16 protein-coding genes and 1 tRNA gene are annotated in these 17,981 nt (G+C 46.3%); 7 read left to right on the top strand and 10 right to left on the bottom strand.

The window, feature by feature from the left end; translation table 11 throughout:
* Nucleotides 1-198: ferritin (locus tag NTW12_02500; GenBank protein ID MCX5845216.1), on the bottom strand; the 198-nt coding region annotated here is incomplete at its 3' end.
* A gap of 28 nt (nucleotides 199-226) precedes the next feature.
* Complete coding sequence (locus tag NTW12_02495) at nucleotides 227-631, bottom strand: transcriptional repressor (GenBank protein ID MCX5845215.1); 405 nt, start codon at nucleotides 629-631, stop codon at nucleotides 227-229.
* Nucleotides 632-984: 353 nt separating this feature from the next.
* Here NTW12_02495 and NTW12_02490 point away from each other — a divergent pair, with 353 nt between their 5' ends.
* Together NTW12_02490 and NTW12_02485 are read left to right on the top strand one after the other, a co-directional pair.
* Nucleotides 985-2,721 carry an aldehyde ferredoxin oxidoreductase gene (locus NTW12_02490; GenBank protein ID MCX5845214.1) on the top strand — a complete coding sequence of 579 codons (1,737 nt, stop codon included), beginning with the start codon at nucleotides 985-987 and terminating at the stop codon, nucleotides 2,719-2,721.
* An 84-nt stretch (nucleotides 2,722-2,805) separates the two neighbouring features.
* A complete protein-coding gene (locus NTW12_02485; GenBank protein MCX5845213.1) occupies nucleotides 2,806-3,444 on the top strand; it encodes a hypothetical protein in 639 nt (212 codons plus the stop codon).
* On the opposite strand, the gene NTW12_02480 is transcribed toward NTW12_02485, so the two are convergent.
* The 3 genes from NTW12_02480 to NTW12_02470 form a co-directional block, all read right to left on the bottom strand.
* Entirely contained in the window at nucleotides 3,441-3,683 is a 243-nt protein-coding gene (locus NTW12_02480) for a MoaD/ThiS family protein (protein ID MCX5845212.1), read from the bottom strand. The two genes, NTW12_02485 and NTW12_02480, sit on opposite strands and share 4 nt — an antisense overlap.
* A gap of 402 nt (nucleotides 3,684-4,085) precedes the next feature.
* Nucleotides 4,086-4,430, bottom strand: coding sequence for a hypothetical protein (locus tag NTW12_02475; GenBank protein MCX5845211.1), 345 nt, complete (start codon nucleotides 4,428-4,430; stop codon nucleotides 4,086-4,088).
* A gap of 107 nt (nucleotides 4,431-4,537) precedes the next feature.
* Nucleotides 4,538-4,738, bottom strand: coding sequence for a cold-shock protein (locus NTW12_02470; GenBank protein ID MCX5845210.1), 201 nt, complete (start codon nucleotides 4,736-4,738; stop codon nucleotides 4,538-4,540).
* 422 nt (nucleotides 4,739-5,160) lie between these two features.
* On the opposite strand from NTW12_02470, the gene NTW12_02465 reads away from it, so the two are divergent.
* Nucleotides 5,161-5,234: transfer RNA gene (locus NTW12_02465), tRNA-Gln, on the top strand.
* Nucleotides 5,235-5,744: 510 nt separating this feature from the next.
* A complete protein-coding gene (locus NTW12_02460; protein MCX5845209.1) occupies nucleotides 5,745-7,361 on the top strand; it encodes a DUF1566 domain-containing protein in 1,617 nt (538 codons plus the stop codon).
* A gap of 357 nt (nucleotides 7,362-7,718) precedes the next feature.
* Here NTW12_02460 and NTW12_02455 read toward each other — a convergent pair whose 3' ends face one another.
* The 3 genes from NTW12_02455 to NTW12_02445 form a co-directional block, all read right to left on the bottom strand.
* Entirely contained in the window at nucleotides 7,719-8,495 is a 777-nt protein-coding gene (locus tag NTW12_02455) for a Fic family protein (GenBank protein ID MCX5845208.1), read from the bottom strand.
* A gap of 111 nt (nucleotides 8,496-8,606) precedes the next feature.
* Nucleotides 8,607-10,298, bottom strand: coding sequence for a glutamine--tRNA ligase/YqeY domain fusion protein (locus tag NTW12_02450; protein ID MCX5845207.1), 1,692 nt, complete (start codon nucleotides 10,296-10,298; stop codon nucleotides 8,607-8,609).
* Between the two features lie 231 nt (nucleotides 10,299-10,529).
* On the bottom strand, nucleotides 10,530-11,033 hold the full coding sequence (locus tag NTW12_02445; GenBank protein ID MCX5845206.1) for an acyl-CoA thioesterase: 504 nt from the start codon (nucleotides 11,031-11,033) through the stop codon (nucleotides 10,530-10,532).
* A gap of 313 nt (nucleotides 11,034-11,346) precedes the next feature.
* Between NTW12_02445 and NTW12_02440 the strand changes: the two genes are divergently transcribed.
* Both NTW12_02440 and NTW12_02435 read left to right on the top strand, forming a co-directional pair.
* On the top strand, nucleotides 11,347-11,847 hold the full coding sequence (locus tag NTW12_02440) for a hypothetical protein (protein MCX5845205.1): 501 nt from the start codon (nucleotides 11,347-11,349) through the stop codon (nucleotides 11,845-11,847).
* Between the two features lie 183 nt (nucleotides 11,848-12,030).
* Nucleotides 12,031-12,600: a thermonuclease family protein gene (locus tag NTW12_02435; GenBank protein MCX5845204.1), complete on the top strand. Its 570-nt coding sequence runs from the start codon at nucleotides 12,031-12,033 to the stop codon at nucleotides 12,598-12,600.
* 25 nt (nucleotides 12,601-12,625) lie between these two features.
* Here the strand turns inward: NTW12_02435 and NTW12_02430 are convergent, their stop codons facing one another.
* Both NTW12_02430 and NTW12_02425 read right to left on the bottom strand, forming a co-directional pair.
* The gene (locus tag NTW12_02430) at nucleotides 12,626-13,825 is read right to left on the bottom strand and encodes an aminopeptidase (GenBank protein ID MCX5845203.1); all 1,200 of its coding nucleotides are present in this window, start codon (nucleotides 13,823-13,825) and stop codon (nucleotides 12,626-12,628) included.
* Between the two features lie 27 nt (nucleotides 13,826-13,852).
* Nucleotides 13,853-15,415: a fused MFS/spermidine synthase gene (locus NTW12_02425; GenBank protein MCX5845202.1), complete on the bottom strand. Its 1,563-nt coding sequence runs from the start codon at nucleotides 15,413-15,415 to the stop codon at nucleotides 13,853-13,855.
* A 305-nt stretch (nucleotides 15,416-15,720) separates the two neighbouring features.
* On the opposite strand from NTW12_02425, the gene NTW12_02420 reads away from it, so the two are divergent.
* Nucleotides 15,721-17,981: UPF0182 family protein (locus tag NTW12_02420; GenBank protein MCX5845201.1), on the top strand; the 2,261-nt coding region annotated here is incomplete at its 3' end.

Genomic DNA, 17,981 nt, shown 5'->3' with positions numbered 1-17,981 from the left:
AGCATTACTTACTTCTACCTGAAGGGCATATTCAGCATTGGCCCTGTCTTTGTCAGAGAGCGTAACATCAAAGCTCACGACCATCTGTTTCGCTTCCCTAATATAGGGAAGATGAGCACCACAAAAGGGGCAGTTCTGCGGTGGTGCACTTCCGATATAGGGATCTCCGCAAATTTCACATCTCCAAAGTTTTACCATTTCTTCACCTCCAAAATCTTTCGTTTCTTCACTTCTTTTCCTGTTTACACTTTGGGCAAAGCCCATAAAAATCGACATGGTTTCCTATTATCTCATAATCACACCTTTCGCCTTCCGGCAAATCGAGCATAAAATCACGATGAACATCAGTAATCGCTTTACATTTCATACATATCAAATGATGGTGTGGTGTTATGTTTGGATCAAAGCGCTTCTTCCCAGAATCAATGGAAAGCTCGAGAACTTGACCTTTTCCCTTTAACATTTCAAGGGTGTTGTACACCGTTGCAAAGGACATCATTGGATATGTTTCAGAAACCGCCTTATATATGTCAGCCGCTGAGGGGTGAGATTTATTCCCTTCGAGGCATTCGAGAATTGCGATCCTCTGAGGGGTTAGTTTTATAGAATCTCTCTTTTTTTTATACATCATATGCAAGAATCATTTTCAGTTTAGAATTATTATAATCTAAGAATAATTATTGTCAAGAATATTTTTGAATTTTTTCTCCTGATATCATAAAAGCGCATAAGCCACCCACTCCCCTATTTTTCAGGTGGGATCATTTCACTTTTGTTCGTTTTTCTTGACAGCCATTTCAGAATACCGTATGTTAAATTTAATATATATGTCCATTCTTCCGCATCCATCTCTTTTTTTATGTTCTTATTCATATGCATTTTGGAAGTGTTTAGGTTCTTGTGTTTACCTTATCATTGTGATGGGATTCGGGACCGAAAAGTCCTTGAATCTATGAACAATCCCACCGGAAAAGGAGGACTTTTATGGACAAGATTCTCAGAATCAACATGGGGGCCGATGGCGGCCCAAAACTAAGCACTGATCCATTGGGTGAATATGCCGGACTGGGGGGCCGAGCTCTGACCTCCTCTGTTATTTCCAAAGAGGTGCCCCCGCTGTGTCATCCGTTAAGCGAGGACAACAAACTCGTTATCGCACCCGGCTTACTCAGTGGAACGCCCGCAGCCCAGTCGGGACGAATTTCTGTGGGCTTCAAGGGTCCGCTGACAGGCACCATTAAAGAATCCAACTCAGGGGGGCAACCCTCCCAGGTGCTGGCGAGATTGGGCTATGCGGCCATTATCCTGGAAGGAAAGCCCAAAGACAACAATCTATACAAGGTATTTATCAATAAGGATGGGGTAAAGATAACCCCTGACAACAGCCTCAAGCTGCTGGGTAATTACGCTCTGGTAGAAAAGATGAAGGGAGAGTTTGGAGACAAAATCTCGTGCATCTCTATCGGACCGGCAGGCGAAATGAAGATGTCCGCCGCCTCAGTAGCCTTTACCGACATGGAACTGCGGCCTACCCGCCATGCAGGACGCGGCGGGGGCGGGGCGGTGATGGGCTCCAAAGGCGTGAAGGTCATTGTCCTTGATGATACGGGTCTCAAGAACCGTGTACCTAAAGACCCGGAGAAATTCACACAAGCCAATAAGGCATGGGTTGATGGCCTTAGAAAACATCCCGTCACCGGCGAAGGGCTTCCCGCTTACGGAACCAACATACTGGCCAACGTGATCAATGAAGCCGGCGCATATCCGACCAATAACTTCCTTTGGGGCCGCTTTCCGGGAACCTCTAAAATCAGCGGAGAAACGGAGGCTGAATTAGAAAAGGCCCGCGGCGGCGTACCCACCCATGGCTGCCACCGGGGCTGTGTCATCCAATGTTCCGGTATTTATATGGATAAGGACGGCAATTACCTGACCAAACAGCCGGAATATGAAACGGTTTGGGCCCATGGTGCGAACTGCGGTATCGACGACCTGGATGCAATTGCCATGATGGACCGCCTGGACGACGATTACGGCATTGATACCATTGAGATGGGAGCAACCATTGGGGTCGCCATGGAGGCAGGGCTGGCCAAGTTCGGTGATGCTGATGCAGCCATCAGGCTCATCAAAGAGGTGGGAAAAGGCACCGATCTGGGACGCATCCTGGGGAATGGGGCCGCAGTAACCGGCAAGGTTTTCGGCGTCGAGAGGGTTCCCGTCGTCAAGAGTCAGTCCATGCCGGCATATGACCCACGCGCGGTTCAGGGTATCGGGGTTACCTATGCCACAAGTACCATGGGAGCCGATCACACTGCCGGATATGCAGTCGCGACGAATATCCTCAAAGTGGGAGGTTATGTGGACCCGCTGAAACCGGAGGGGCAGGTTGAACTCTCCAGAAATCTCCAGATCGCCACCGCAGCTATTGATTCCACGGGCATGTGTCTCTTTATTGCCTTCGCGGTTCTGGATCAGCCGGAGACATTCCAGGCACTGCTCGATCTGCTCAATACCTTTTACGGTCTGAACCTGACTGCTAATGATGTAACCGAACTGGGCAAGACGGTACTCAAGATGGAGAGGGACTTCAATGCCCGGGCAGGTTTCACGGCAAAACATGATCGGCTGCCCGAGTACTTCAAGAAGGAATCCCTTCCACCCCATAATGTAACGTTCCAGGTGACGGATGAAGATCTGGACAGGGTGTATAACTGGTAAGTAAAAGTCTTTAAATCATGCTCATGGCGGGGTGGCCTGAAACGGGTCACCCCGTTCGCTTATCCGGAAGAGGAAGTGTCATAGATGAATAATAGTGAAAAATCCAGCCGGGAAAAAATTTTCGATGATTCCACTCCAAGACATATTTCTCTGACAATAAACGTCTCTTTGATCACGGCCTTTTCACAACTTTTACAGAGTGGATTCTGGGTTAAGGGAATTGTCGAATGCAGCGTTAAATCATTTCTTTGCGAACATATAGGCCTGGCGCCTGAATACCTTGAAAAGAGAATCCAAACGATCTTCCTGGATGGCCAGCCCGTCGATAATGTAGAAACGGCAACCATCAGGGACGGGGCAACCTTATCCCTTTCCGCCGCCATGCCGGGGTTGGCCGGGGCTATATTGCGCAGGGGAGGCTACTATGCGCCCATGCGTGACCAGATCTCTTTCAAGGGGAAAATGATGTCCGCCTCACTGCATGCCGGTAAGGTTTTCGTGAAACTTTTTAATCTGCCGCTTCAGGAAGTGGGTCCACTTTTTTTGGAGCGCGGCGTCTGGATCGATGGAAACAACCTTAAAGACATACTCACAACCCGGTCAGATGATTTCCGGAAAGGGTGCAGGGTGGAATTTGCAGACAGTCGGCAATTCGATCCGGACCAGTTGTTGGAAATGGATTGGGGAACCGGGGAGATTTTTTTGCAAGTAAAGACCTCTTAGCCCCCGGCGACTGGCGGGAAAACGCCTACTCTATCACCGTCTTTCAGGACTTCATCACCCGTGGCATGCAACCCGTTCAGGAATATCATTTTAACTTTATCAAGAGGGAGTTCCATACTTTTAAGAACTTCCATGATTGTAGTCCCTTCAGACACCTCGAGTATTCGATTGCCATGGCTTTCGGTTTTATCCGGTACATACCGTGCGAGAGAGGCAAATAAACTTAAATCAATTTTCATTGTTTGCCCTATAAAGAGAAATATTTCTGAACTCTAAGTTTGACGGTTTCGTAAAAAGTCAGGTTCCGTCACAAATTGTCATTACTACGAAAACAGCTTCCATGTATTCCCCCCTTTAAAAAAGGGGGGTTAGGGGGGATTTGATAATCGCATGGAAAATCCCCCTGTATCCCCCTTTTGTAAAGGGGGACCTAAAGTTTCACCCGCTCATACTTTAGTCTTATTATAATTCTTTTGAGTCCTTTCTTCAAATATTTTATGGAGTGGGAGGCATTTCGGGAAATGCGCTTGCTGCTGTTTCATGAATTGAAGAGAAAAAAATATGGAAGGATAGAGCTGATTCATACCGGAGCCTGCCCTCGAATGCTGTTGCCGGGGACAGAAACGACACATTAAAATATTCTAATTAAAATCTTGACGTATTAATTCCATTATTCCTTTTGAGAGTAAATCTACCGCATCTTTGTGGCCTCTTCTTGCCAGGGCTGAATCCTGATATTCTTTCATATAATAAAAATAATCCGTATCGCCCTTCCCCTCTTTATCGCACTTAAAGACGTAGGTTACATATTCCTGCGGCAAACCGGAACTTCTTTTTGTGCTTCTATATATTGGGTCCGACTTGTCTGACCATACCCGAATTGTAGATACGCAGTAATATTCCCACGGCCACCACCTTGCGATCACAGTATAATCGATTTGTGGATGTTCCGGCCAGAAAGTATCGAGCACCCAACGTGCTTGCATTATTATTAAAACCTATTACTCAATAGCATACAATGTTATTACAGAAGAAAAGGCACTCCGGCCTATGGGAAACCATAGAGGAGTGCCTTTTCTTAATGATCGAAACCCTATAGGGCTTTCACGTTTTCTGCAGCCGGGCCTTTCTTGCCCTGCGTAACATCGAAACTGACACGCTGGCCTTCAGCTAACGTCTTGAATCCGTCACCTTGTATGGCACTGTGATGAACAAAAACATCACCACCGTCATCCTTTTCGATGAACCCAAAGCCTTTATGTTCGTTAAACCACTTTACTTTACCTTCTGCCATCGCTTTAATCCTCCTTTCTCAATTTTTCAAAGTCGGATTGCCACTATGACAGAAAGAAAAAAACCACCAAGACCCTAAAGAGCATGGCGGCCAACCTTTGCACTTCACTATGTCTGATCCAACTTTTTCGTACCCTTTATACCATAACTTATGGGTACATATGTTATTGGAATTCTAGTATCACCCCAAATGAAAGTCAAGCCTTATTTAATTCTGTTTCCCAACAACAATCAGACTGGACAAGAGGAGCCTTTTTGTGCATACTTTTGAAAAACATAATTTATCCTGATAACTTAAAAACCGTCTATCTTGTCATGGTGCTCCGTCACAATTTCAACAATGATTCGGGGAAAATAATTTATTGATAAAAAAGTGCATTAGTGGTAATGACCGCAGCGTTATATTGATTTGAAACACTCTGCTGGGGGATCGTTCAATGGTAGGACAACGGACTCTGACTCCGTGAATGTAGGTTCGACTCCTGCTCCCCCAGCCAAATGAATTCATCGCAAATACCCCCTCCAAATATCCGGATTTTTAAAAGGGTAACTCCAGTTTAAGCATACTTGTCTAAAATGCCTTCCTTGTACTACACAAAACGTCGTTCTTGAAATAAATGCTTGATTTCGACTGGATATAGAGCGTACTGTTCTTTTCAAAAGGTGGGTGCAGCGAAGTGTGGACAACTTCCTGAAACAAATAATAGACAGAAAAATATGGATAGTGTAGATTTCACTTCATATTCAATAATATTTTCGCTGAAGAAATTGCTATTGACAAATTAACTGGTATGGTGTCCCCGGAATTACGGATTTATTTACAACGGAGGTAATTTTTTTGTATGGAACAGGCGGGTCCGTTAACGTGTGGGCTCCTTCCTGTACTACACAAATCGTCAAGCGAGATGAAAATGCTGGATTTCATATCTTTATCAATGATATTATTTTACGTAAGATCGTCAGAAAATAATCTTCTGAAGAAATAGAGTGAAGTCATACAGGGAATCATGTATTTTATCAGAATGTTCATTGTTTTTGTTTTACTCTTGGCGCCGACGCTGACCTTTGCCGGGACGGTGCAGTTGCCTCAAACGGGCCAAACATCCTGTTATCATGAAGAATTCGGAACTGTAATTACTTGCACTGGTACCGGGCAGGACGGGGACCTCCGGGCAGGAGTGACCTGGCCGAACCCCCGGTTTACGGACAACGGCGATCAGACGGTGACGGACAACCTAACGGGCCTGATCTGGGCGAAAGACGGAAATGCCATAAAAACTCGAGACCCCGGCTTCGATAGCGATTTCACCACCGGGGATGGCATGGTCACCTGGCAGCATGCCCTCGATTACATCAAGAAACTAAACCAGGAAAACTACTTGGGTCATCACGACTGGCGCCTGCCGAATGTCATCGAGTTGGAGAGCCTGGTACACGCCGGGCAGTCGAATTCTGCTGACTGGTTGAACACAAAGGGTTTTTCTAATGTTCAATCGAGTTACTATTGGTCGTCCAGTTCCAAAGCCGCCCATCCCACTTCCGCATGGCTAGTCAACATAGTCGATGGCTTCGTGTTCTGGTTTGATAAGTCATCGTTCCCCTACTACTCTGTCTGGCCAGTGCGTTCCGAGCAGCCTGAGTCACAGGGAACTTCAATCATTTCCTTGCCGAAAACAGGGCAGGCTATGTGCTACGATGCCTCCGGTTCGTCGATCGCCTGCACTGGCACCGGGCAGGACGGTGAACTCCAGATGGGCGTGACCTGGCCGAACCCCCGGTTTACGGACAACGGCGATCAGACGGTGACGGACAACCTGACGGGCCTCATCTGGACGAAGGACGGGAAAACACCGGGACCGACAACGTGCGGAAAGGGCGCTACCAAGTCCTGGCTGGGCGCCCTTGATTACGTGAAATGCCTCAATACGAACAATTACCTGGGGTACAACGACTGGCGTCTGCCCAACAGGAAGGAGTGGCGTAGCCTGGTACACGCCGGGCAGTCGAATTCTGCTGACTGGTTGAACACAAAGGGTTTTTCTAATGTTCAATCGAGTTACTATTGGTCGTCCAGTAGCTACGCTCCCTCCCCCCATAACTCATGGAGAATCTCTACATCCGATGGTGCCATGGATTTTGCCTCTAGGTCCTTCTACTACCCTGTCTGGCCTGTGCGTTCCGGACAGTCTGTGTCATTTGCATCTTTGATCATTTCTTTGTTCGGTTTCGGGACGGTGACCAGCACCCCGGCCGGGATCAGTTGTGGAACTCAGTGTAGGGCCTATTTTAATCTCGGAACATCGGTAACTCTTACGGCTCAGGCCTCTACCGGTTCCATCTTCGCCGGCTGGTCCGGTGGGGACTGCCAAGGAACGGGAATATGTACCATCACTCTGAACATAGATACAATCGTCACGGCGACCTTTACAAAGGAGCCTGTAGGTAAAGGCGACATCAACTATGACGGACAGGTGAATCTGACCGATGCCGTTTTGGCCCTACAGGTAATCGCCTCCATTGCACCTCAACAAATAGTTTATAAAGAGGCATACGTGAACGGCGATGTAAAGATCGGCCTGGAGGAGGTGATCTACATCCTGCAGAAAGTGGCGGGGATGAGATAAATAATTATGATGCTTTCAAACGGAACTCAATAACTTATTCTTCTTGTGATTCTAATTAGTTGTAGGTGATATACGTAACTCCGCGATGATTGATTAAATTGCCATCTTTCGGTTTGTTGGCTACCCTACCGCCCCTTGTGCGGACCCGGTGTTTCATCTCAAGTTTTCTTCCAGGAATTACAACCGACTTCAGGCTGGTTGTTACCTCACCCTGAATTGATTTTGGATTTATGCACTTATTCTAAGCTTTAAAGTTCTTGCTTGTGAGGGATATATAAGATGTTTATTGAAGAGGCAGCCGATGGGACATGTACGGTTTTCAGTTCGCGTACCCTGTCCCCTTTAATCTGAAATTCGTTAACTTTCTAACAGCCTCAAATATTCCTTTGCTGATTCATAGCACACTCCGGCAATGAAATTGGTAAAGGGTCTGTTATTCCCACGGTGTGTCATGTCCAGGGTATTCAGATATTCCCGCCTCAGTATCGGAGGGATTATTGAAATCGGATAACCGGCCTGTAGTAATGCAAGGTTCATCAATAGCCGCGCCGCCCGTCCATTTCCATCAATGAAAGGGTGTATCGTTACCAGTTCCTTGTGCATCCATGCCGCGAATTCTACAGTGTGACTTTCTTTCCGGATATATTGTACCCTTTCAATAAAAGCCGCCATAAGATCAGGTATCTTCTCAGGGGCAGGCGGTATGAAATCCGTGCCGGTAATGAAAACCTTTTGACGGCGATATTTACCGGCTTGCTTTGCGTTGATCCGATAGTAGAAAAGCCTGTGAAGGTCTTTTATGTACTTTTCTGTGATGTTCTTTTGCTTTGCCAGCTCATAGAGAAGAGTATACGCCTCGCTATGCCCTATGGCCTCATAATGATCCCTGAGGGGTTTCCCGCCTATGGTGATACCGTCCTCAATGACAATTTTGGTTTCTGTCTCTGTAAGAGAGTTTCCTTCAAGGGCATTGCTTGAATAGGTCAGGCCGATCCTGAAATATTCCTTGATCTGATTAAGCAAGTGCTTGTCGAGGGGTCTGTGCGTGTCGCCTTTGGTCTTGATCTCATCAATTTTCTCCAATGTGTCCAGGTTCATTTTACTGTCCTTTTGATTCGATTTTTTTGTGACCATATTGCGACCATAACATCCAAAAACAGCCTCTAAAATGGTAGAGCATGGTTAAAGTCAAATCAAGCTATTCTTTGTTATTTCTTTACGTTTTTATACCATGCTTTCTCTCTTTTATCCCCTCTTCTCTGAGATTTTAGCCCAGGAATCACGCAACGTAACCGTTCGGTTGAACACCAGTGCCGTATCGGAAGAATCACGATCATCCACACAGAAATAGCCAAGCCGTTCAAACTGGAACCGGCTTCCCGGTGTCGCATTTGCCAGGCTTGGCTCCAACCGGCACGACCTGAGAATTTCCAATGATTTTGGATTCAGATACTCCGTAAAATCAGAACCTTCACCCAGTGGATCGGCAACACGAAAAAGTCGGTCGTAAAGGCGTACTTCGGCTGGGATGGAATGAGCTGCCGATACCCAATGGATGGTTGCGTCCACCTTCCGGCCATCGGGAGCAAACCCGCTTCGCGTCTCCGGGTCATAGGTACAGTGCACTTCGACCGCTTCTCCCGTGTCCGGATTTTTGACAACGCTCACGCACTTTATAAAATACCCATAGCGGAGACGGACTTCTCTGCCGGGAGATAGCCGATAAAACTTCTTGGGAGGATTCTCCAGAAAATCCTCTTGCTCTATATACAAAACCCGGGAGAAGGGTACTTTCCGGAACCCCATTTCGATATTCTTGGGATGATAGGGGCAATCGAACTTTTCAACCCGGTCTTCCGGGTAGTTATCGATAACCACGCGTAGCGGTCGAAGCACCGCCATGACCCGTGGCGCCTTTTCATTCAGGTCATCCCGGATGCAGTTCTCCAGTAAAGCCATATCGACAAGACTGTCATTCTTGGCGACACCGATACGTTCACAGAAGTCACGGATCGCTTCGGGAGTGTAGCCCCGTCTCCGCATACCCGATATAGTGGGCATCTGCGGATCATCCCATCCGCTGACAACCTTTCCTTCCACTAATTCGAGAAGCTTGCGTTTACTCATTATGGTATAGCTGAGGTTGAGACGGGCGAATTCAATCTGCTGCGGGTGACGTTTCACTTTCAATTCGTCCAAAAACCAATCATAGAGAGGCCGATTATTTTCAAACTCCAGGGTACAAATCGAATGGGTAATCCCTTCGATAGAGTCCGAGAGACAATGAGCAAAGTCATACATCGGATAGATGCACCATGTATCGCCGGTTCGATAGTGCGTCTCTTTTTTAATGCGGTACATGACAGGATCGCGCATGGTGATATTGGGAGACGCCATATCTATTTTAGCCCGAAGGACATGGGTTCCATCCTCAAACTCTCCTGCCCGCATACGCTCGAACAAATCAAGGTTTTCTTCAATTGATCTGTTGCGATAGGGGCTTTCTTTGCCCAGTTCTGTGAAGGTGCCCCGATACTCCCGCATCTCATCCGCGCTCAAACTGCAAACGTAAGCCTTGCCCTCTTTGATGAACTGCAAGGCATACTGGTAAAGTTTTTCATAGTAATCGGAGGCATAATATAAACGATCCTCCCAGTCAAAACCCAGCCACTTCACGTCTCGAATGATCGATTCCACATATTCCATACTTTCCCCTGTTGGATCCGTATCATCCATACGCAAATTACAGGCGCCTCCATATTGAGAGGCGATACCAAAGTTGAGGCAGATAGATTTGGCATGCCCGATATGGGGGTATCCATTCGGTTCGGGCGGAAATCGGGTGGCCACGCGCCCTCGATGCTTGTTGGTTCTCATATCTTCGTCAATAATATCCCTAATAAAATCAGACGGAGGTGATGAATTGGTTTGGACCATAATTTTCTTTCTCCTTCTCAAAGTCAATCCAGCAGGGATAAGGCGATTACTTGTAACACATTTTTCATCAGAGTTCTGCTCTTTTTTCTTCAGTATTGAGCTTTCTCCGGTACCATTATAGCGATCATTGGTGTCGAGGACCTTCTCAGTTACAATTACGATTGTTATGCCCCGGCCAAGGATGGCTGCATTTACCGGGGGTTTTGACGACTACTGCGGATGGAACTGGAGTCACAGACAGGTATCCGGATCGAGCTGGCATGCTTTTTCCTTCGTTTTTTCGGCAAGACGTGTCTCCCGCCTGGATTTCGCCTCCCGGTTTCGCCGCTTCTCCTCATCCGACTCTAAGATGAGCGGTAATAGCGGCATAGGCCAGCTATTTCCATCAAGGGCTACAAAGGTTATATAGGCTGATGCCGTATGGCGTCTCTCACCGATAATGAGATTTTCAGACTCCACCCGGACACCCACTTCCATGGAGGTCCTTCCGACAAGGTTCAGGCTGGCCCACAGGGTTACAAAGTCTCCAACAAAAACGGGATTATGGAAGTCCAATCGGTCAATTGAAGCAGTGACTGCATTGGACCTCGCGTGCCGGACTGCAACGACTGACGCCGCAGTATCGATGAGTCTCATGATAACCCCCCCATGGACGTTCCCGGCCGGATTTGCATACTGAGGGTTCATCTGCTGGGCCATGACCGTACTGCTTTCTCTTACTCTTTTCCCTTCCATGCTTATCCTCCTCCGTGAACTTTCGAACTCTCTGAAAAAAAATATTTGACTGAAATACTTTTACACTATTGAACCTTCAAAGAACATCTTTCCGGATGCGACAAAAAAAATCATTTTCTTTGATATGCATATAGTACAGAAAGAAAAATTATCAAGAAGGGGGCTTATTGTAAAATCATTTTATTCGTAAAAATCTTTTACTCTTGAAATACTTTTTTAAATAATTAAAAATAGAATCAAAATTACACACAGTTCCTTAGGTAAAACCATATAAAGAAAGCCAGTTATCCTGAATGCGGATTTTACTAACACCATGAAACCAACGGAATCAAACGGCAGTAAATTATCAAGCTTCTTTATGAAGCCATCGAAAGCGGCTATGGATCATTTTATTGACAGTGACCAAATTTTTCACGACACTGCCCACTTCCACCAGATGCTTCAAATCGAGCGGAAAAGGACAGGGCGCTCTGAGAAGCCCTTCGTCCTCATGCTTCTCGACCTCTCAGAACTGCAAACCATACAGCACAATACTCAAATCTTTGAGATAATAAAGGAAATCATTGTTTCCTGCTCAAGAGAAACAGATATCAGGGGATGGTATGAGCATGATAGGATCATGGGCGCCATTTTTACCGAAATGGATTCTGTCGATAAAAGATCGATAGAAAAAATATCCCGCAAGATAGACAGCAAAATCAGCGAAACTCTCAATGCAGAGTGGGCAAAAAAAATCAGAATAACCCACCATATATTTGGGTTTCCTGTTCCTGAAAAGGATAGAAGATTAACGGTGACCGGTATTAAATTATAACCGGAAACTCATTCCGCACGTTCCGCCTCCCATAAATATTTTCCTTGCCGGGAAGCCCCGCCGCTCCGGAGACGGGTGGCTTCACATTTCCACGAAAAAACACTGCTTCGAAACTCCTTTATCTTGACTAATCATTTGCCGCTCATTATTATCGATAAAAATGTTTGTACTGAGAACCTGTCTATGAATAATCGCTTCGCTCAGATATCTGCGATCCTGCTCCTGTCTCTGCTCGTTTTACTCACTACAAACTCGGCAATTTCACAAACACCAGTAAGAGGAGTTAATGGTTTTGTTGCAAGAGTCTCAGACGGAAACACCCTTACCGTTGAAACAAAAGATCGTAAAAAGCTAAAAGTCCGCCTGTATGGAATTGATGCACCTGAATTGGATAGAATAAACCGTAAAACACGGCGAATAACGATACCGGGGCAACCATTCGGAATTGAAGCGAAATCTTCTCTCTCATCTATGGTGTTCGGCCAGGACGTTCGCTTGGAAATTATGGATAGTGACCGTCACCGGGCAATGGCTTCCATTGTTTGGAGGGGGGAGAAAAACGTTAATCTGGAGATGATTAAGGCGGGCATGGCTGAAGCCTATGCCGAAGATCTGAAAGATCAACCGTACCGGGACCAGTTCCTTCAGGCTGAAAAGGAAACAAAAGCGAAACGGCTCGGAATCTGGTCTCAGGGCATTATATATGAACGACCAAGTGACTTCAGAAAGAGGATGAAGATCAGAGTGGATTAGCTAAAGTTTGATGATAAACATCGAGTCAGTGCTTAAACATGCCGCTCTCGTAGATAATAACCTTTTCCCCCGTGGCCAGATGCGCAGTCACCGTCTTATCTTCCGTGTTGACGAGGTCCCAATGGAGGGCTGAGTCATTGAAACCCATTTTTTTCTTCCTTTCCTTTGTAAGTTCTGACGGATTTCCATTGTAGGTAACGGTATAGGAAGAACCAAGGGCAATATGGCAGTTCCCATATTCCCCGCCATGATTTTCATCGAAAAGCGTATCGGCCATAAAGCGGTTAATCCTGGAAAAGCGTTTGTCCGTCAGGGAAAGCTCCCCGATCCGACGGGCGCCCCTGTCCATGGAAAGTTGTTTGACAACAAAATCCCCACCTGTCTCCGCCACAATCTCTGTAACACTGCCTTTTTCAAAGGTGAGACGGACCCCCTCCACATAGTTCCCGCTGCGGAAAGACGGTAGATTTGCAAAGTAACGACCTTCCGTTCCCCGCCAATCCGGTGAAGTGAATATCTCAAAGCCCGGTATGTTGTGTCCAGACATGCCTATCCATCTCCTTTTTTCACCCGGCGTGATCTTCAGATCAATGCCCTGGGATTCGATATAAACTGATTTCACGTCGAGGCTTTCCAACCATTTCTTTATATTTCTGACTTCCTTGAGAATTGTCTGCCATTGATAAATGGGATCATCAAAATCCAGGTAACAGGCCTTGACAATCTGTTCCGTATATTCATTACGCGTCATCCTCGCCTGTTTTGCCAGCTCATCTGTCGGAAGGGTACAGAGGGTCCAGCTATAAAGGCCCTCATCCTCCCTCCTGTTAAGAATATCACGGAGAGGCTTTTTTGCCACCAGAACCTTTCCGATTTTAGCCGGATCAATATCTTGAAGATGAGTAAGGGCTTCCGGCGCATGGAGAAAAATCCTCCCGTTGATGTTGCTGCAAAGCTCCATGTCTCCTGGCGTTAGAAAGACAAGCTGTCTGTTTATAGCCCTCTGGTAGAAACTGCGTTCCATAACCACCGTCAAGCCCATCCGCTGAATCGGGTTCATTTCCATATCAAGCAATCTGTCGTAAAGAATTTCCGCAAGTCTGAGGGCCGGGGGGTCGTACTGGAGGAGGACGGTATCGTACTTTTTGAATGGATTACCTCTCGCCACTTTCAATGCCCAGATGAGCACATCTGCATATCTGTTGAGTTGAGTTTCCGTCAGCATAGTTTCATTCTTCCTGGAATGCCTGAATTATTTATGCATTTGATAGCCGTACCGCTCTTCGAAGATCGGGGCTACCAAATTATCCACCGGAACATAATCATCCGTCAGGATAAGAGAAGGACGTTGTGCGAGATACTCCTGGAGTCTCTCCTGAGGCATAACGTTGGACATGACTTCTTTGCCGCCCTGCCCCCTGAGGAAAGTAACGAAATCATTGATATTAATGTTTTGCTTGCTCGCCACAATAACACGGGTGCTGATGCCGGTATTCTCGTAATCAGGTTTATGGGAGACAAGGTGGACATTTCCTTTCCCGAATACTTCTTCCAGTGTACGGATATAGGAAGGCATAAACAGCCCATTTTGGTAACTGTCAATCACATTGGCCATGAGTATGCCATCCGGTTTTAAAAGTTCGGCCATTTGCTGAGCGAATTCCTTTGTTGTCAGGTGGTAGGGAATCGACAGGTCATTGAAGGCGTCACCCACAATAAAATCATATTTCTCTTTCTCCTTGCAATTCATGACAAACCAGCGGCCATCTTCATTAAAAGATCGAATCTTCGTATTTTTAGGCACTCCCAGATATTCATGAGCCACCTTTGTTATTTCCGGATCAATCTCAACAACATCGACTTCTGCCGTAGGGTACATTGTTTCAAGGCAGCGGGGCAATGTATAACCTCCGCCACCGATGAACAGAGCTTTCAGGGAACCCGTTCGATTCATCCGCCATCTCATAAATTCCTCATAAATCCGGATGTATTCATAATCCAGATAGAAAGGATTGTCTAAGTCATTTATGGAATGGACAAGATGGTCTAATACCAGTGCATCTGCCCATACCTTCTTGTCTTTGGTGAGGAACTTCTTCACCTGAAGCGTATAGTAGTCGCTTTCCTTGAAAAAATAGGTTTTGTCATCAAGAGGCATTTTGAAGGCGTAACCATAGAAAGTCCAGATGAGTGAAACAAGAATGACAATAAAAACGGCAAATGATTTTTTCCTGATGAAAGTACCCCCAAAGACCAAAGCACAAAGTATGAGAATAAACCCCACGGTTAAAAGGAGATTTCTCGTCCCCATCCAGGAAATAAGGAAAAAACCCGTGGCAAAGGTCCCGATAATTGAACCGAGTGTAGAAAAGGCGTAGATCTTCCCGACAACATTGCCTGTCTTCGCCAGGTTGTGGAGTGTAAGTTTCACCACGACGGGGGAAATCATGCCGAGGATACAGGACGGAATGAAGAAAACATAGGTGGTAAGGAGTAAAATCCGCATCATCAGTGTAGTTTGAAAATGCGCCGCTCCAAGGATGTTTACCAGCGGTGAAATGGAAAAAGCCCCTAAACCCGAAAAAAAGAGGAGCCATCCGAGCGTCGAGGGACGGGGAAACCGGTCGGCAAGCACTCCTCCTAAATAGGCGCCTATGCTGATACCGGCAAGGACAACACCTATGATGCTCGTCCAGGTATAAAGGGACACTCCGACATAGGGCGCCATGATTCTTCCCGCAACCAGTTCAATGACAAGTGTGCAGAAACTGGCGATGAAAACAACGATATTTGCTTTAATCACCTCTTTTTGCATAGATAAACCTCTCCTGGAAAAAATAGAAATAACAGTAACACATATCGGGCGAGACGCCCAACCCACCTTATGGTAGGACAGGCGTCCCGCCTGTCTGTAACTCTGAAATATTGATAAAGGAAATATTATTTCATTTTGCCGACTAACGGCGACGATATATATCATATGGCGTTAATATGCAAAGCCGTTTTATTGCTTTACTCCTTTAAATATCCAAAGCGTTCTTTGTTAAACCTGCTTTGTTTCTTGACATAAAACGTTCATTCACTTATACGAAGACGAAGAAGTATTGGAGGAGAAGAAAAATGACCACCTTTAAATTTACCCCCCCCCGGTTACAAAGCCTCAAAGGACTAATCCTTTTTATTGTCATTGTCTGCATCCTTGCAGTCTCTTTGCAGTTTATCACGCTCATTACAGACTGGTTCTGGTTTCAGGAGGTAGGCTATCAAAGTGTTTTTTACGTCACCCTCCTTGCCAAGGTGAAAATGGCAGTGCTCTTTGGCATTGTTTTTTTCGCTCTTTTCTATACAAACCTCTTCCTTGCTGTTCGTTTTTCCTCTCGAATATTCGTCATCGGGGGTGACGACTCGATACAAATGCCGCCATGGGGGTTAAATAATCAAACCCTTCAGATACTGATCCTGGCTGCCTCTCTTTTTTTCACCGTTTTCGCGGCATCGAACGGAGCCTTCCAATGGGAAACCTTTTTGCTGTTTACTCACTCCTCTTTGTTTGGCATCTCCGATCCACTCTTTCAAAAGGACATAGGATTTTATATATTTCAGTTGCCATTTTTGATACATATTTATAACTGGCTGATGTTTAACATTATTTTCACAATGATAGGGACAGCCTTGGTGTATTTTGTCCGCCGATCCTTCCACTTTGTACCCCCCCGAATCTTGCAGATTTCTCCACAAGCACGGATGCACCTCGCTATTCTGACCGCCGCCCTGTTCTTCTGGGGCACGTTGGGTGTCTGGCTGGAGTTGAACGAGGTCCTCTTTACGAAGCGTGGGGTGGTCTTTGGTCCAGGCTATACCGAAGTCACTACTCAATTGTGGGTCCTCAAGACCCTGATGGTGGTTTGTATTTTATGCGGTCTATCCATGATTTATTATGCTTTTCGTCCGGACTGGCGTTTTCCCGCGATAGCCGTCACTGTCTTTCTGTTGCTTATTTTTATCGGCCGGGGCATTTATCCTGTACTCATTCAGAAATTTGTGGTGCTCCCCAACGAAATTGTCCTGGAAACGCCCTATATCGAAAAGAACATACAGTACACACGCATGGCATATCAGCTTCAGGATATCGAGGAACGAGAGTTTCCGATAGAGGAAAATCTGACACGGGAAGACCTGCGAAAAAACGACCCCACCATTAAGAATATCCGCTTGTGGGATCACGCCCCACTCCTCAAGACATACAGCCAGCTTCAGGAAATGCGCACGTATTATAAATTTGTCAGTGTGGACAATGACCGCTACATGGTTAACGGTCAGTACCGCCAGGTTATGCTCTCCCCCCGGGAGCTTTCCTACCAGGCCCTGCCTTCAAAAACATGGGTTAATGAACACCTTACGTATACCCACGGGTATGGAGTTGTTCTTGGTCCTGTAAATCGTATATCGAACGAGGGACTTCCGGAATTCTTCATTAAGGATATTCCACCCGTCTCGACAACAGACGTCAGGATTACCCGCCCCGAGATCTATTACGGCGAAACTTCTAACGAATACGTCTTTGTCCGGGGAAAACGCCAGGAGTTCGATTATCCGGTTGGCGACAAAAACGTTTATACCAGTTACGAGGGTAAGGGGGGCGTTCCCCTCTCTTTCTGGAAAAAACTGCTTTTCGCAGCTCGTTTTGGTTCCTTCACTATTCTCCTTTCCGACGACATCACGTCCGATAGCCGTGTCATGTATCACAGGAAGGTCACAGAACGAGTTTCCCATATTGCTCCCTTTGTTGAATTAGATGGGGATCCATACATGGTAATATCCCCGGAGGGTCGTCTTGTCTGGATAATAGACGGATATACCGTAACAGACCGTTTCCCTTATTCCGAACCCACTGCCAAACTGGGCAATTACATCCGCAACTCCATCAAGGCAACCGTTGATGCCTATGACGGATCGGTAAATCTCTATATAAGCGATACAAAGGACCCCATCATACAGACCTATGCCCGAATATTCCCCGGAGTCTTCAAAACAATGGATGAGATGCCGGCGGAGTTGAAAAGTCACATCCGCTATCCACCGAGTATGTTGGAAATCCAGGCGAGGATGTATACTGCATACCACATGCAGGATCCCCAGGTTTTTTACAACAAAGAAGACCTCTGGGCCATACCGGGCAAACATACTCCTGGCAGTGAACGGGAAATGGAACCATATTACACAATCATGAAACTCCCGGGGGACAAAAAAGAGGAATTTATTCTGCTCTTGCCTTTCACTCCAAGCCGAAAGGACAACATGGCTGCCTGGATGGCGGTTCGCTGCGATGCACCGAATTACGGAAACATGACTGTTTACAAATTTCCCAAACAGAAACTGGT

Source organism: Deltaproteobacteria bacterium (assembly GCA_026388545.1).
Taxonomy (GTDB): domain Bacteria; phylum Desulfobacterota; class Syntrophia; order Syntrophales; family UBA2185; genus JAPLJS01.
The sequence above is the reverse complement of the archived record's forward strand: the minus strand, read 5'-3'. Positions and strand labels throughout refer to the sequence as shown.